Origin of the sequence: Plastoroseomonas hellenica (assembly GCF_018129085.1) — a bacterium.
GTDB lineage: Bacteria > Pseudomonadota > Alphaproteobacteria > Acetobacterales > Acetobacteraceae > Plastoroseomonas > Plastoroseomonas hellenica.
This window is the reverse complement of sequence record NZ_JAAGBB010000089.1, coordinates 1-16,084: the sequence shown is the minus strand read 5'-3', so window position 1 is coordinate 16,084 and position 16,084 is coordinate 1. Positions and strand designations below refer to the sequence as shown.

The window sequence follows — 16,084 nt, the reverse complement described above, 5'->3', positions numbered from 1 at the left end:
GTCCGCAGTTCTACTTCCGGACGACGGACGTGACGGGCGTGGTGACGCTGCCGGAAGGCGTCGAGATGGTGATGCCGGGCGACAACGTCGCGATGGACGTGGAACTGATCGCACCGATCGCGATGGACGAAGGCCTGCGCTTCGCCATCCGCGAAGGCGGACGGACCGTCGGCGCCGGTGTCGTCGCGAAGATTACGGCTTGATCTGTGAGGGCCCGGGCTTTGCCCGGGCCCACGCGCTGGTCAGCGCCGGCTAGGGCGCCGACGGAGTCTTATTTCTGGCCTCAAGCGCCGGCGGCCGCATCCGCGGCCTTGGCTTGCGCGCTGTCAGGGCGCACCCGGCGCGGCTGATGGTCGCGCGCGGGCCGCTTCGCGGCCTCGGCCTGCATCGGCTGGCGCCTCGCAGTCCGGCCTTTCCGGTGGCAGCCTTCGGCTGCAACACCCTCACCCCCAATCAGCACCACACCCCACGGCCACAAATGCGGCCCCGCGCGCGACTCCACGCTGCGCCGGGTGCGCCCTGACAGCGCGCAAGCCAAGGCCGCGGATGCGGCCGCAGGCGCCTGAGGTCAAACCAAAGACTCAGCACGACCCCACCGGTTCCGCACACCCTCGACAGCCAAACCGACATAACCTATGTAGCGCGGCCCGCCCGGGCGCTTAGGGGCGTAGCTCAATTGGCTAGAGCGCCGGTCTCCAAAACCGGAGGTTGGGGGTTCGAGACCCTCCGCCCCTGCCAGCGCCCGCCACCCTTTGCGCTTCGGCCGAGGGTGCCCGGGCTCGCCGCGCATGTCCGAATGACTGGAACCGAGGAAGAACACTTTGGCCAAGCTTGACCCCGCGCAGTTCGTCCGCGAGGTGCGCCAGGAGGTGGCGAAGGTCACCTGGCCGACGCGCAAGGAGACGCTGATCACAACCGGCCTCGTGCTGGCGATGTCGGCGCTCGCCGCGATTTTCTTCCTTATCGTGGACAAGCTCTTGCAGCTTGCCTCCGGTTTCATCTTCGCGATTGGCTGAGAGGGGGCGCCGAGCATGGCCGAGATGAAGTGGTACGTCGTCCACGTCTATTCTGGCTTCGAGAAGAAGATCGCCCAGCAGATCAAGGAACAGGCCGCCCAGAAGGGCCTGGCCGACCAGATCGGCGACGTGCTGGTGCCGGCGGAGCAGGTGGTCGAGGTGCGTCGCGGCCAGAAGGTGGACACCGAGCGCAAGTTCTTCCCGGGCTATGTCCTGGTGAAGATGGCGATGACCGACGAGGCCTGGCACCTGGTCAAGGACACGCCGAAGGTCACCGGCTTCCTGGGCGAGAAGAACCGCCCGACCCCGATCCGCGAATCCGAAGCCCAGCGCATGCTCCAGCAGGTGCAGGAAGGCGTCGACAAGCCGAAGCGCCCGGCGATCGTCTACGAGGTGGGCGAGCAGGTCCGCGTCGCCGATGGCCCCTTCACCAGCTTCAACGGCGTGGTCGAGGAAGTCGACGAGGAGAAGGGCCGCGTGAAGGTCAGCGTCTCCATCTTCGGCCGCTCGACCCCGGTCGAGCTCGAATACGGGCAAGTGGAGAAGCTTTAGTCTGTCCTCAGACGCCGGCGCCGGCATCCGCCGGCTTGGCTTCCGCGCTGTCAGGGCGCACTGGCGGCCGAGGTCGGTCGCGCGCGGGGCCGCATTCGCGGCCCCGGTCTGCATCGGCTTACGCCTCGCAGCCCGCTGAAACCGGTGGCGGCCTTCGGCCGCACGTCGGAAACGAGATTTAGGCGACGGCCCTGACTCGCCGCGCGCGGCGGTTGGGGCGGGGGATGCGGCGCGCGAGGTCGCGGGCCAGCGTCAGGGCGAGCCCGACGATCAGCACCCAGAGCGCCGGCCGCAGCCCGAAGCTCACGTCGAGATTGGCTTCCAGCACCAGCCGGGCGTTCACCCCGGTCTTCAGGGCATACCAGCCGGCCTCGCCCAGTGCGGTTGCCAGCGCGGCGCCGAGGCTGATCGCCAGCAACTGCCAGAAGCCCGGTGAGCCGCCCTCCGGCGCCACCGCGCGATAGGCGGCGAGCCACAGGAACAGCCCGGCCGTCAGCATCGGCTCGGTCACATCGCTCTTGGCCTGCAGCATGAAGTGCAGCAGGCCAAGTGCCGCGACGACGAAGACCGCGCGATGCAACTGCCGCCAGCGCCGCCCTCCCATCCGGTGCACCCAGCCATCGGTGGAGGTGATCCCGAGCACGGTGAGCCCCAGGACTGCGATGATCCCGATCGTCAGGTAGAAGCGCAGCGCGATCTCGCTCAGCGCCCGCAACAGGCCCCAGTTCTGGTAGGCGATGTAGAGCAGCAGGTGCAGCAGCGCGTAACTCAGTGCGAAGAGGCCGACCATCCGCCGCAGCTCCGCCAGCCGCGGCCAGCGCAGCATCTGCCGCAGCGGCGTCACCAGCAGCGACAGCAGCAGGATCCGGATCGCATCGGTGCCGCTGTCATGCATGGCGCCGCGCAGCGGCTCCGGCTGGTTGGCGCCGGTCAGGGCGTCGAACAGCAGGGATCCGGCCGGCACCAACAGGGCCAGGAACACGATCAGGCGCAGTGACGAAAAGGCGCCGGCACGGTCCTTCCAGGGGGTGATGGCAGCGAGCATCGCGGTCATGCATCAGGAATGGCGGTGCCGGGCGCCGGCCGCAAGCGACCGTTTCGCACCGAAACAAGGGCCGGCCGCATCTGTGCCCTGCGCGTGCCGGGACCCGCGTGCCAGGCATTGGTGCGATGCGCCCTTCTCCTCCTATCCTGGCACCCGGAAACCGCCGGAAACTGAGCCGCCATGCCCGAACCCCGCACCCTCCTGTCCCTCGCTGGCGCCCCGCCGGTCCGCGCCCATCCGGCCGAGGCCGTCCTGGTGCTCGTCGACCTGCAGGGCGAATACCGCGACGGCGCCCTGAAGCTGCCAGGGATCGACGCCGCCACCGCCGAGGCCGCCGCCCTGCTGGCGACCGCGCGGGAGACCGGCATGCCGGTGATCCATATCCAGCACCGCGGCCGCGCCGGCGGCGCCTTCGACCCGGCGGGCCCGCATTTCGCGCTGCTGCCGCCGGTCGCGCCGCTGCCCGGGGAGGCGGTGGAGGAGAAGGCGCTGCCCAACGCCTTCGCCGGCACCGGCCTCGCGGCACGGCTGGAGGCGCTCGGCCGCAAGGAGATCCTGCTCGCCGGCGCCATGACCCATATGTGCATCTCCTCGACCGCCCGGGCGGCACTCGACCTCGGGCTGAAAGTGGCGATCATCGCCGCCGCCTGCGCCACCCGCGACCTGCCCGATCCGCTCGGCGGCCCGGCGCTGCCGGCTGCGGCGCTGCACCGCGCCAACCTCGCCGCCCTGGCCGATCGTTTCGCGACGGTGTATCCGGATGTGGCGGCCTGGCGCAACGGAATCGCCTGAGTGCCGCCGAATCCCCCTTTACGGCACGGTCGGCTGGCCCTATAGGCCCGCCTCCGTCGCACCGGCCTGGGCTCTGCCCGGGCCTTGCGGCGTTTCGGGGAACGCGGGAGGCCCAGATCACGGGGCCGCATGCACCGCGGGCCTCTGTCGCAACAGAGGACTTCATCCATGGCGAAGAAGATCGTCGGCTACATCAAGCTGCAGATCCCCGCCGGCAAGGCGAACCCGTCGCCGCCGGTCGGCCCCGCGCTCGGTCAGCGCGGCCTGAACATCATGCAGTTCGTGAAGGAATTCAACGCGGCCACGCAGCAGATGGAGCCCGGCACCCCGACGCCGGTCGTCATCACCGCCTATTCGGACCGCACCTTCTCCTTCATCACCAAGACCCCGCCGAATACCCATTTCCTGCTCAGGGCCGCCAAGCTCGACAAGGGCAGCACGACGCCGGGCAAGGGCGCCAATGTCGGTCGCGTCACCAAGTCGCAGCTCCGCGAGATCGCGGAGACCAAGATGAAGGACATGAACGCGAACGATGTCGAGGCCGCGGTCCGGATGCTCGCGGGGTCCGCGCGCTCCATGGGCCTCTCGGTGGTGGAGGGCTGATCCGATGCCGAAGCAGGGCAAGCGCCTGAAGGCCGTCTACGCCGGTTTCGACCGCGAGAAGACCTATGCTCTGGCGGAGGCGATCCGCCTCGCCAAGACCAATGCCAAGGCCAAGTTCGACGAGACGATCGAGATCTCGATGAACCTTGGCATCGACCCGCGCCATGCCGACCAGATGGTCCGCGGCGTGGTCGGCCTGCCGAACGGCACCGGCAAGACCGTCCGCATCGGCGTCTTCGCCCGCGGTCCGAAGGCCGATGAGGCCAAGGCCGCCGGCGCCGACGTGGTGGGCGCCGACGACCTCGCCGCCCTGGTGCAGGAAGGCAAGATCGAGTTCGACCGCTGCATCGCGACCCCGGACATGATGGCGCTCGTCGGCCGCCTGGGTAAGATCCTCGGGCCCCGCGGCCTGATGCCGAACCCGAAGCTTGGCACCGTGACCATGGACGTGAAGGGCGCGGTCACCGCCGCCAAGGCCGGCCAGGTGGAGTTCCGCGCCGAGAAGGCCGGCATCATCCATGCCGGCATCGGCAAGGCGAGCTTCGGCGAGGACAAGCTGCTGGAGAACGCCCGCGCCTTCGTGGACGCGATCCAGAAGGCCCGCCCGACCGGTGCCAAGGGCACCTATGTGAAGAAGGTGGCGGTGTCCTCCTCGATGGGCCCGGGCGTCCGCGTGGACGTGACCACCTTGGCGGCGACCGCCTGATTTTCGATCCCGGCCCTCTCGGGTCGGGGGACCAGATACGTCCGGCGGCCTGGCCGCCGGATGGGCAGGGGAGGGCCGAAAGCCTTCCCCGAAACCTGTCAGAGACCTCCTGTGGCTCTTCGGGGCCTTGATCCGGGCTTGCCCGTGCAGGGGATAGACGGGGTGCCGATGACCATTCCCGGCTGGGCCCCGTGCCCCGATCGGTTTGGCTTGGTGTTCCCTCTCGGACAGGCGAACCGGGGTGTGTCGCGCTGGAGCGTGATGACTTGAGGCGGCAACGCCGAAAAGTCTGAATCACGCGACCCAGACAAAGGCCCACCCCTCGTGTGAACCGGCCGGGACCCCTCCACAAGGCTCCGGCCACCTGCGGAGACGATGCGTGGAACGCACCGAAAAGCGCGACTTCGTCGCCTCTCTCGCCGGCGTGTTCGCCGAGACCTCCTTCGTGCTCGTCGCCCAGAACAAGGGTCTGACGGTCGCGGATGTGAGCGAGCTCCGGCGTCGCATGCGGGCGGCTGGGGCGACCTACAAGGTCGCGAAGAACCGGCTGGCCACTCTCGCCCTCGCCGGCACCCGTTTCCAGGGCATCTCGCCCCTGCTGAAGGGCCCGACCGCGCTCGCGTGGTCGAAGGATCCGGTGGCGGTGGCGAAGACGGCGCTGGAGTTCGCCAAGGCCAACGACAAGTTCGTCGTGCTCGGCGGCGCAATCGGCAATCAGACCCTCGACGTCGCTGGCGTCAAGGCGTTGGCCGAGTTGCCGTCCCTGGAGACGCTGCGGGCGCAGTTGGTGGGTCTCATCCAGACCCCCGCAACGCGCATTGCAGGCATCCTCCAGGCCCCGGGCGGCCAGGTGGCACGTGTGTTGGCGGCTTACGCCAAGAAGGACGAGGCCCAGGCGGCTTGAGGCTGCCTGGACGGACCAGAACCCGCCCTGCCCGGAATCCCCGGGCCGGGGTGTTGCAAATACCAAGCCAAACCATTAGATCACGGAGCAATCGAACATGACCGATCTCGCGAAGCTTGTGGACGAGCTGTCCAGCCTGACCGTTCTGGAGGCTGCCGAGCTCTCCAAACTGCTGGAAGAGAAGTGGGGCGTCTCCGCCGCGGCTCCGGTCGCGGTTGCGGCGGCGCCGGCCGCTGGCGCTGGCGCGGCCGCCCCGGCGGCCGAGGAGCAGACGGAGTTCACCGTCATCCTCACGGACGCCGGCGACAAGAAGATCAACATCATCAAGGAAGTCCGCACCATCACCGGTCTCGGCCTGAAGGAGGCCAAGGATCTGGTCGAGGGCGCGCCGAAGCCTGTGAAGGAAGGCGTGTCGAAGGACGAAGCCGCGAAGATCAAGAAGGTCCTCGAGGACAACGGCGCCAAGGTCGAAGTGAAGTAAGCGACCTTCCGCATCGCGTCCGGTCCGGGCATCCGCTGCCGGGCCGGACCGTATTGGTAAGCAGGATCGGGCGGGATTCCTTCGGGAGTCCCGTCCGAATCCGCGTCTTCGGGGCCAAGGTGATCCGTCGATCGCCGGTTCCAGGGCGCCAGCGGGTTCCCGCCGGCCGGGGATGCTCGGGCCGGGGCGAGAAGGAAGTGGGACAGGCATGAACGCTATCACGAAGTCGTTCACCGGGCAGAAGCGCATTCGCAAGAGCTTCGGCCGGCTGCCCGAAGTGGCGCCGATGCCGAACCTGATCGACGTGCAGCGCGCCTCCTACGAGGCCTTCCTGCAGATGGAGACGATTCCGGACGCGCGCACGCAGACCGGCCTGCAGGAAGTCTTCAAGTCCGTCTTCCCGATCGATGATTTCGCCGGCCGCGGCCGGTTGGAGTTCGTCCAGTACGAGCTCGAAGAGCCCAAGTATGACGTCGAGGAATGCATCCAGCGCGGCCTGACCTTCGCCGCGCCGCTCAAGGTGCGCCTTCGCCTGATCGTCTGGGACGTGGATGAGGACACGGGCAGCCGTTCCGTCCGCGACATCAAGGAGCAGGACGTCTACATGGGCGACATGCCGCTCATGACGGACAACGGCACCTTCATCATCAACGGCACCGAGCGCGTCATCGTCTCCCAGATGCACCGTTCGCCCGGCGTCTTCTTCGATCACGACAAGGGCAAGACGCACAGCAGCGGCAAGTATCTGTTTGCCGCGCGTGTGATCCCCTATCGCGGCTCCTGGCTCGACTTCGAGTTCGACGCCAAGGACATCTGCTATGTCCGCGTCGACCGGAAGCGCAAGCTGCCGGCGACCACGCTGCTCTACGCCCTGGAATCCGCCCATACCGAGGCCCGCCGCGCCGCCGGCGAGACCATCGAGCCGGGCCAGATCCGCGGCATGGACGCCGAGGAGATCCTCTCCCACTTCTACGGCCAGGTGCCCTTCACCCGGGGCCCCAAGGGCTGGTCGCGCCCCTTCGACCCCGATGCCTTCCGTGGCGTGAAGCTGGCGGAGCCGCTGGTCGATGCGAAGACCGGCCAGGTCGTCGCCGAGAAGGACGCGAAGCTGACCCCGCGCGCCGCGCGCAAGATCGCCGAGGCAGGCACGACCGAAGTGCTGGTCGGCCGCGCCGACCTCCTCGGCCGTTACGTCGCCGAAGACCTGGTCGATCCCGCGACCGGTGAGATCTGGGCCGAGGCCGGCGAGGAACTGGGTGAGAACAAGCTGACCCAGCTCGAGGATGCCGGCATCGACAGCCTGCCGACGCTCGCCATCGACCAGTCGGTCGGCCCCTGGATCCGCAACACCCTCGCGGTGGACAAGAACTCCAACCGCGACGAAGCGCTGATGGACATCTACCGGGTCATGCGCCCGGGCGAGCCGCCGACGCCGGACACCGCGGAGACCCTGTTCCGCGGGTTGTTCTTCGACAACGAGCGCTACGACCTTTCCTCGGTCGGCCGCGTGAAGATGAACATGCGCCTCGGCTTCCCGCTCGAGGAGGTGCCGGACACGGTGCGCACGCTCCGCAAGCAGGACATCGTCGCCACCGTGAAGGTCCTGGTGGACCTGAAGGATGGGCGCGGCCAGATCGACGACATCGACAATCTCGGCAACCGCCGGGTACGCTCGGTCGGCGAGCTCATGGAGAACCAGTACCGCGTCGGCCTGCTGCGCATGGAGCGCGCGATCAAGGAGCGCATGGGGTCGGTCGATATCGACACCGTCATGCCGCATGACCTGATCAATGCGAAGCCGGCGGCGGCGGCGGTGCGCGAGTTCTTCGGCTCGAGCCAGCTCAGCCAGTTCATGGACCAGACCAACCCGCTCTCCGAGGTGACGCACAAGCGCCGCCTCTCGGCGCTTGGCCCGGGTGGCCTGACGCGCGAGCGCGCCGGCTTCGAGGTGCGCGACGTGCACCCGACCCATTACGGTCGCATCTGCCCGATCGAGACGCCGGAAGGCCCGAACATCGGCCTGATCAACTCGCTCGCCACCTTTGCCAAGGTGAACAAGTACGGCTTCATCGAGACGCCCTATCGCCTGGTGAAGGACGGCAAGATCGTCGGCGATCCGCGCTACCTCTCCGCGATGGAGGAGGAGCGTCTCGTCGTCGCCCAGGCCGACGCCGAGGTGGACGCCGTGACCGGACAGTTCCTGTCGGAACTCGTCTCGGTGCGCCAGGGTGGCGACTTCCGGCTGGTGAAGCCGGAGGAAGTCACCGCGATCGACGTCTCGCCGAAGCAGCTCGTCTCGGTCGCCGCGGCGCTGATCCCGTTCCTGGAGAACGACGACGCCAACCGCGCGCTGATGGGCTCCAACATGCAGCGCCAGGCGGTGCCGCTGGTGAAGTCCGATGCGCCGCTGGTCGGCACGGGCATGGAAGCCGCGGTCGCGCGCGACAGCGGTGCGACGATCGTGGCCCGCCGCGACGGCGTGATCGACAGCATCGACGGCGCCCGCATCGTGGTGCGCGCGACCGGTGAGGATGGGGCGACCCGCGGCGTCGACATCTACCGCCTGCGCAAGTTCCAGCGCAGCAACCAGAGCACCTGCATCAACCAGCGCCCGCTGGTGAAGGTGGGCGACCGCGTCGTCTCCGGCGACATCATCGCCGACGGCCCGAGCACCGAGCTCGGGGAGCTGGCGCTCGGCCGTAATGCGCTCTGCGCCTTCATGCCCTGGAACGGCTACAACTTCGAAGACAGCATCCTGATCAGCGAGCGTATCGCGCGCGACGACGTCTTCACCTCGATCCACATCGAGGAGTTCGAGGTCATGGCGCGCGACACCAAGCTCGGCCAGGAGGAGATCACCCGCGACATCCCGAACGTCGGTGAGGAAGCGCTGCGCAACCTCGACGAGGCCGGCATCGTCTATGTCGGCGCCGAGGTGAACCCGGGCGACATCCTGGTCGGCAAGGTGACGCCGAAGGGCGAGAGCCCGATGACGCCGGAGGAAAAGCTGCTCCGCGCCATCTTCGGTGAAAAGGCGTCGGACGTGCGCGACACCTCGCTGCGCCTGCCGCCCGGCGTGACCGGCACCATCGTCGATGTCCGCGTCTTCTCCCGCCGCGGCGTCGACAAGGACGAGCGCGCGATGGCGATCGACCGCGCCGAGATCGAGCGTCTGGCCAAGGACCGCGACGACGAGAAGGCGATCCAGGAGCGCAGCTTCTACAGCCGGCTGCGCGAGCGGCTGCTGAACAAGAAGGCCTCCGGCGGCTTCAAGCCGATCAAGTCCGGCACGCCGATCACTGATGAGGTGCTGGATCAGTTCGCGAAGGCGACCTGGCGCCAGATCGGCGTCACCGACGAGGTCGCGATGACCGAGATCGAGGCGCTGAAGCGCGAGTTCGACGCCGCGGTCGAGAAGCTGCAGAAGCGCTTCGAGAGCAAGGTGGAGAAGCTGCAGCGCGGCGATGAGCTGCCGCCCGGCGTGATGAAGATGGTCAAGGTCTTCGTCGCGGTGAAGCGCAAGCTGCAGCCCGGCGACAAGATGGCCGGCCGCCACGGCAACAAAGGCGTCGTCTCCCGCGTCGTCCCGATCGAGGATATGCCCTTCCTGGAGGACGGCACCAGCGTCGACCTGGTGCTGAACCCGCTGGGCGTGCCGTCGCGCATGAATGTCGGGCAGATCCTCGAGACCCATCTCGGCTGGGCCTGCGCCAATCTCGGCAAGCAGGTGGGCGAGCTGGTCGAGGAGTATCGCCGCGGCGGCCGCATGCGCGACGAGTTGCTGGCGAAGCTCCGCGACGTTTATGGCGAGGAGGTCTTCCAGCGGGAGATCGCGCCGATGAGCGAGGATCAGCTCATCGAGCTCTCCGAGAACCTGCGCAAGGGCATCCCGATCGCGACGCCGGTCTTCGACGGCGCCCGCATGTCGGACATCGAGGGCATGCTGGAGCGTGCCGGCCTCGACAGCTCCGGCCAGGTGGTCCTGGTCGATGGCCGCTCGGGTGAGCCCTTCGAGCGCAAGGTGACGGTCGGCTACATCTACATGCTGAAGCTGCACCACCTGGTGGACGACAAGATCCACGCCCGCTCGATCGGCCCCTACTCGCTCGTCACCCAGCAGCCGCTGGGCGGCAAGGCGCAGTTCGGCGGCCAGCGCTTCGGTGAGATGGAGGTCTGGGCGCTGGAAGCCTATGGCGCTGCCTATACCCTGCAGGAGATGCTGACCGTGAAGTCGGACGACGTCTCCGGCCGCACCAAGGTCTATGAGGCGATCGTGCGCGATCAGGACAATTTCGAGGCCGGCATTCCGGAATCCTTCAACGTGCTGGTGAAGGAGCTGAAGTCGCTCGGCCTGAACGTGGACCTGGAAAGCCGCCAGCCCTGACCATCCTGGAGATCACCCCGCGTCGCCGCCCTGCGGCGCGGGTTCCCGCATTCGCCGCCCCTCGCGGGGCGCGCCGGACGGAGTGGACGGCATGAATGAACTGATGAAGATCCTCGGCCAGACCGGCCAGGCGATGACCTTCGACCAGATCAAGATCTCGATCGCATCGCCGGAGCAGATCCGCTCCTGGTCCTATGGCGAGATCAAGAAGCCTGAGACCATCAACTACCGCACCTTCAAGCCGGAGCGGGATGGGCTGTTCTGCGCCCGGATCTTCGGCCCGATCAAGGACTACGAGTGCCTGTGCGGCAAGTACAAGCGGATGAAGTTCCGCGGCATCATCTGCGAGAAGTGTGGCGTCGAGGTGACGCTGGCCAAGGTGCGCCGCGAGCGGATGGGCCATATCGAGCTCGCTTCGCCGGTCGCGCATATCTGGTTCATGAAGTCGCTGCCCTCGCGCGTCGGCCTGATGGTCGACATGTCGCTGAAGGAGCTGGAGAAGGTCCTCTATTTCGAGAGCTATGTGGTGCTGGAGCCGGGTCTGACCGACCTGAAGCTCCATCAGCTCCTGACCGAGGACCAGTATCAGGCGAAGCTCGACGAGTTCGGTGAGGACGCCTTCAACGTCGGCATCGGCGCCGAGGCCGTGAAGCAGATGCTGTCCGGCATCGAGTGCCAGAAGGAAGCCGTGCGGCTCCGCGCCGACCTGAAGGAGACGACGTCGGAGGCGAAGCGCAAGAAGCTCGTGAAGCGCCTCAAGATGATCGAGGCCTTCGCCGAAGGTGGCGCCAAGCCGGAATGGATGATCCTGGACGTGGTCCCGGTCATCCCGCCCGAGCTGCGCCCGCTGGTGCCGCTCGATGGCGGTCGCTTCGCGACTTCGGACCTGAACGACCTCTATCGCCGCGTCATCAACCGCAACAACCGCCTGAAGCGGCTGATCGAGTTGCGCGCGCCTGATATCATCGTGCGCAACGAGAAGCGCATGCTGCAGGAATCGGTGGACGCGCTGTTCGACAACGGCCGCCGCGGCCGCGCGATCACGGGCGCCAACAAGCGCCCGCTGAAGTCGCTGTCGGACATGCTGAAGGGCAAGCAGGGCCGGTTCCGCCAGAACCTGCTCGGCAAGCGCGTCGACTATTCCGGTCGTTCGGTCATCGTCGTCGGCCCGGAGATGAAGCTGCACCAGTGCGGGCTGCCGAAGAAGATGGCGCTCGAGCTGTTCAAGCCCTTCATCTACTCGAAGCTCGAGAAGTACGGCCACGCCACCACCATCAAGGCCGCGAAGCGGATGGTGGAGAAGGAGCGTCCCGAGGTGTGGGACATCCTGGAGGAGGTGATCCGCGAGCACCCGGTGATGCTGAACCGGGCGCCGACGCTGCACCGCCTCGGCATCCAGGCCTTCGAGCCGGTGCTGGTGGAAGGCAAGGCGATCCAGCTCCATCCGCTGGTTTGCACCGCCTTCAATGCGGATTTCGACGGCGACCAGATGGCCGTGCACGTGCCGCTGAGCCTTGAGGCCCAGCTCGAGGCGCGCGTGCTGATGATGTCGACCAACAACATCCTCAGCCCGGCGAACGGCAAGCCGATCATCGTGCCCTCGCAGGACATCGTGCTCGGCCTGTACTACCTCTCGCTGGAGACGCCGGAGTACAAGGTCGCCGAGGAGCAAAAGGCGCCCGCCTTCGCCCATATGGGCGAGGTCGAGCAGGCGATGGCCGCCGGCGCGATCACCGTGCACACCAAGATCCGCTACCGTCTGAACACGGTGGACGCGGAAGGCCAGCCGGTGACCATCCGCGTCGTGACCACGCCGGGTCGTGCGATGATGGGCGCGCTGCTGCCGTTGCACCCGGCGGTGCCCTACAGCCTGGTGAACCGCCAGCTCACGAAGAAGAACATCTCTGACGTGATCGACGCGGTCTACCGCCACTGCGGCCAGAAGGAGAGCGTGATCTTCGCCGACCGGCTGATGGGGCTCGGCTTCCGCCAGGCCGCCAAGGCCGGCATCTCCTTCGGCAAGGACGACATGATGATCCCGGCCGAGAAGCAGGGCTTCATCACCAAGACCAAGGCCGAGGTGAAGGAGTTCGAGCAGCAGTATCTCGACGGCCTCATCACCGCGGGCGAGCGCTACAACAAGGTGGTTGACGCCTGGTCGCGCTGCACCGAGGAAGTGGCGCAGGCCATGATGCGGGAGATCTCGCGCCAGGAGATCGGCCGCCAGACCAACAGCGTCTGGATGATGTCGCATTCCGGCGCGCGCGGCTCGCCGGCGCAGATGCGCCAGCTCGCCGGCATGCGCGGCCTGATGGCCAAGCCCTCGGGCGAGATCATCGAGCAGCCGATCATCTCGAACTTCAAGGAAGGCCTGACGGTGCTGGAGTACTTCAACTCCACCCACGGCGCCCGCAAGGGCCTGGCCGACACCGCGCTGAAGACGGCGAACTCGGGTTACCTGACGCGGCGTCTCGTGGACGTGGCGCAGGACTGCATCATCGTCGACCTCGATTGCGGCACCGAGCGCGGCCTGACCGTGCGTGCGGCGATGGATGGCGGCGAAGTGGTCTCCTCCCTCAGCGAGCGCATCCTCGGCCGCACGTCGCAGGAGGATGTGCTGGATCCCGCGACCGGCGCGCTGCTGCTCGCCCGCAACACGCTGATCGAGGAACCGGACGCCGAGCGCATCGAGAAGGCTGGCGTGGAGCAGATGAAGATCCGCTCCGTGCTGACCTGCGACGCGCGTGTCGGCGTCTGCGCCCATTGCTACGGGCGCGACCTTGCCCGCGGCACGCCCGTCAATGTCGGCGAGGCGGTGGGTGTCATCGCCGCGCAGTCGATCGGCGAGCCGGGTACGCAGCTCACCATGCGCACCTTCCACATCGGCGGTGCCGCGCAGCGTGGCGCGGAGCAATCGGCGGTGGAGGCGACCACGGACGCGACGGCGCGCTTCACCAACCGCGTCGTCGTCACCAACAGCCAGGGTGCGACGATCGTCATGTCGCGCAACTGCGAAGTGGCGTTGCTCGATCCCAATGGGCGGGAGCGCGTGCGTTTCCGCGTGCCGTACGGCGCGAAGCTGCTGGTGGTTGATGGGGCCGAGGTCGCCCGCGGCCAGAAGCTGGCCGAATGGGATCCCTTCACCCTGCCGATCATCACCGAAATCGGCGGCACCATCGAGCAGGGCGACCTGATCGACGGCGTGACGCAGATGGAGCGTACCGACGACGTGACCGGCCTCTCCTACAAGGAGGTGGTCGAGTACAAGTCGAGCGGCAAGCAGGCCGATCTGCGCCCGCGCCTGATCCTGCGCGACGCGAAGGGCAATGTGGCCAAGCGTGAGGGTGGCGGCGACGCCATCTACTTCCTCACGCCCGGCACCATCGTCGGTGTGGACAATGGCGCCTCGGTCCATGCCGGCGACGTCATCGCCCGCATGCCGCGCGAATCCTCGAAGACCCGCGACATCACCGGCGGTCTGCCGCGCGTCGCGGAGCTGTTCGAGGCCCGGCGTCCGAAGGACCATGCGATCATCGCGGATGTCGATGGCCGCGTGGAGTTCGGCAAGGACTACAAGGCGAAGCGCCGCATCCTGGTGGTGCCGGAACAGATTGGCGACGAGCCGCCGGTGCCGCGCGAATACCTGGTGCCGAAGGGTAAGCACGTCTCGGTGCAGGAAGGCGACTACGTCAAGAAGGGCGACCCGCTGGTCGATGGTCCCCGCGTGCCGCACGACATCCTGCGGGTGCTGGGCGTCGAGAAGCTGGCCGATTACCTCGTGGAGCAGATCCAGGAGGTCTATCGGCTGCAGGGCGTGAAGATCAACGACAAGCACATCGAGGTGATCGTCCGCCAGATGCTGCAGAAGGTGGAGGTCCTCGATCCCGGCGACACCACCTACCTGATCGGCGAACAGGTGGACCGCATCGAGTTCGAGGTCGAGAACGAGAAGCGCCTGCTGGCGAAGGAACGGCCGGCAGTGGCCGAGCCGGTGCTGCAGGGCATCACCAAGGCTTCGCTGCAGACCACCTCCTTCATCTCCGCCGCCTCCTTCCAGGAGACGACGCGCGTGCTGACCGAGGCGGCGACCGCCGGCAAGGTCGACGTGCTGGGTGGCCTGAAGGAGAACGTGATCGTCGGGCGCCTGATCCCGGCGGGCACGGGGTCGGTGATGAACCGCCTGCGGGCGATCGCTGCCCAGCGCGACAAGGGCCGCCTGCCGGCCTCCCAGCCGGCGCTGCCGGCGGCTGAGTAACCGGGGCTCCAGCTCCGAGTCGACCCAGGCCGGCGTCCTTCGGGACGCCGGCCTTTTTCTTTGCTGCGACACCGTATTCATGAAATCACGCGTCTCCGTGCAGCGCGCGCTTGACTCACCGGGGGGCGGGACGTAGAAGCCGCCCTCTTGGCACGGCATGTCGCTTCGGCGGCATCGCCACCAGGCTGTTTTGGACCACTGCGCTGCGTGTCCGGTGCCGCCTTCCCCGATGCGGGTTGGCTGAGGCCGGGTGCAGGACGGGGCCCGCGAGGGGGTGCGAAAGCACGCCTGCAGCGGGCTTGATCGCGTCTTGCGGGCGTGGCGCTGGGGTCGTTCGGATTGGTACGAAGGGGCGTCATGCCGACGATCAACCAGCTCATCGCCCAGGGGCGCGAGCCGAACGCGAAGCGGAACAAGGTTCCGGCGCTTGCCGGCAGCCCGCAGAAGCGCGGCGTCTGCACGCGCGTCTACACGACCACGCCGAAGAAGCCGAACTCGGCGCTCCGCAAGGTCGCGAAGGTGCGCCTGACCAATGGCCACGAAGTGGTGAGCTACATCCCCGGCGAGGGCCACAACCTGCAGGAGCACTCGGTGGTCCTGATCCGGGGTGGCCGCGTGAAGGATCTTCCGGGCGTCCGCTACCACATCCTGCGTGGCGTGCTCGACACCCAGGGCCTGCCGAAGCGCCGCAAGCGCCGTTCGCTGTACGGCGCGAAGCGGCCGAAGTGAGGAACTGAGCGATGTCGCGTCGTCACAGCGCCGAGAAGCGCGAAGTCCTGCCGGATCCGAAGTTCGGCGATCTCGTCCTCAGCCGTTTCATGAACGTGCTGATGTATGACGGCAAGAAGAGCGCCGCCGAGGGCATCGTCTATGCTGCGATGGATACGCTGAAGCGGAAGGCCGGCCCGAACGGCGACCCGCTGCGGCTGTTCCACGAGGCGATGGACAATGTGAAGCCGGCGGTCGAGGTGCGCAGCCGCCGGGTCGGTGGCGCCACCTACCAGGTGCCCGTCGAAGTGCGGCCTGAGCGCCGCCAGGCCCTCGCCATCCGCTGGCTCATTGAGGCCGCGCGCAAGCGTGGCGAGCACACGATGGAAGAGCGCCTCTCGGCGGAGCTGATGGACGCGGCGAACAACCGCGGCACCGCCGTCAAGAAGCGCGAAGATACCCACAAGATGGCGGAGGCGAACAAGGCCTTCAGCCATTACCGCTGGTAACCAACGACCCGATTTCGAGGACCTGAACCATGGCGAAGGCGAAGTTCGAGCGGAACAAGCCGCACTGCAACATCGGCACGATCGGGCATGTGGATCACGGCAAGACGTCGCTGACGGCGGCGATTACGA

Annotated in this window: 14 protein-coding genes and 1 tRNA gene; 14 read left to right on the top strand and 1 reads right to left on the bottom strand. The window is 67.5% G+C overall.

Features of this window, described 5'->3' with window-relative positions; translation table 11 throughout:
- From GXW71_RS32950 to nusG, 4 genes are all read left to right on the top strand, one after another.
- A partial coding sequence (locus tag GXW71_RS32950) for an EF-Tu C-terminal domain-related protein (RefSeq protein ID WP_456316002.1) occupies positions 1-203 on the top strand: 203 nt, incomplete at its 5' end.
- 458 nt (positions 204-661) lie between these two features.
- Positions 662-738: transfer RNA gene (locus GXW71_RS32945), tRNA-Trp, on the top strand.
- Between the two features lie 83 nt (positions 739-821).
- Positions 822-1,016, top strand: a complete 195-nt coding sequence (gene secE / locus GXW71_RS32940; protein WP_211858024.1) for a preprotein translocase subunit SecE — start codon at positions 822-824, stop codon at positions 1,014-1,016.
- Between the two features lie 15 nt (positions 1,017-1,031).
- Positions 1,032-1,568 (top strand): transcription termination/antitermination protein NusG, encoded by a 537-nt coding sequence (nusG, locus tag GXW71_RS32935; RefSeq protein WP_211858022.1) that lies wholly within the window; start codon positions 1,032-1,034, stop codon positions 1,566-1,568.
- 178 nt (positions 1,569-1,746) lie between these two features.
- Here the strand turns inward: nusG and GXW71_RS32930 are convergent, their stop codons facing one another.
- Entirely contained in the window at positions 1,747-2,613 is an 867-nt protein-coding gene (locus GXW71_RS32930) for a protein-methionine-sulfoxide reductase heme-binding subunit MsrQ (protein WP_246527112.1), read from the bottom strand.
- A 180-nt stretch (positions 2,614-2,793) separates the two neighbouring features.
- On the opposite strand from GXW71_RS32930, the gene GXW71_RS32925 reads away from it, so the two are divergent.
- From GXW71_RS32925 to GXW71_RS32880, 10 genes are all read left to right on the top strand, one after another.
- On the top strand, positions 2,794-3,405 hold the full coding sequence (locus GXW71_RS32925) for a cysteine hydrolase family protein (protein WP_211858018.1): 612 nt from the start codon (positions 2,794-2,796) through the stop codon (positions 3,403-3,405).
- A gap of 168 nt (positions 3,406-3,573) precedes the next feature.
- The gene (gene rplK / locus GXW71_RS32920; protein ID WP_211858016.1) at positions 3,574-4,008 is read left to right on the top strand and encodes a 50S ribosomal protein L11; all 435 of its coding nucleotides are present in this window, start codon (positions 3,574-3,576) and stop codon (positions 4,006-4,008) included.
- A gap of 4 nt (positions 4,009-4,012) precedes the next feature.
- Positions 4,013-4,714, top strand: a complete 702-nt coding sequence (gene rplA, locus GXW71_RS32915) for a 50S ribosomal protein L1 (protein WP_211858014.1) — start codon at positions 4,013-4,015, stop codon at positions 4,712-4,714.
- A gap of 379 nt (positions 4,715-5,093) precedes the next feature.
- Positions 5,094-5,618 carry a 50S ribosomal protein L10 gene (rplJ, locus tag GXW71_RS32910; RefSeq protein ID WP_211858012.1) on the top strand — a complete coding sequence of 175 codons (525 nt, stop codon included), beginning with the start codon at positions 5,094-5,096 and terminating at the stop codon, positions 5,616-5,618.
- A 97-nt stretch (positions 5,619-5,715) separates the two neighbouring features.
- Positions 5,716-6,099: a 50S ribosomal protein L7/L12 gene (gene rplL, locus GXW71_RS32905; protein ID WP_211858010.1), complete on the top strand. Its 384-nt coding sequence runs from the start codon at positions 5,716-5,718 to the stop codon at positions 6,097-6,099.
- 208 nt (positions 6,100-6,307) lie between these two features.
- On the top strand, positions 6,308-10,483 hold the full coding sequence (gene rpoB / locus GXW71_RS32900; protein WP_211858008.1) for a DNA-directed RNA polymerase subunit beta: 4,176 nt from the start codon (positions 6,308-6,310) through the stop codon (positions 10,481-10,483).
- Between the two features lie 91 nt (positions 10,484-10,574).
- Positions 10,575-14,738: a DNA-directed RNA polymerase subunit beta' gene (gene rpoC, locus GXW71_RS32895; RefSeq protein ID WP_211858006.1), complete on the top strand. Its 4,164-nt coding sequence runs from the start codon at positions 10,575-10,577 to the stop codon at positions 14,736-14,738.
- 357 nt (positions 14,739-15,095) lie between these two features.
- The gene (rpsL, locus tag GXW71_RS32890) at positions 15,096-15,467 is read left to right on the top strand and encodes a 30S ribosomal protein S12 (protein ID WP_211858004.1); all 372 of its coding nucleotides are present in this window, start codon (positions 15,096-15,098) and stop codon (positions 15,465-15,467) included.
- Positions 15,468-15,478: 11 nt separating this feature from the next.
- The gene (rpsG, locus tag GXW71_RS32885) at positions 15,479-15,955 is read left to right on the top strand and encodes a 30S ribosomal protein S7 (protein WP_211858002.1); all 477 of its coding nucleotides are present in this window, start codon (positions 15,479-15,481) and stop codon (positions 15,953-15,955) included.
- Between the two features lie 29 nt (positions 15,956-15,984).
- The coding region (locus tag GXW71_RS32880; RefSeq protein WP_139372854.1) for a GTP-binding protein at positions 15,985-16,084 on the top strand (100 nt) is incomplete at its 3' end.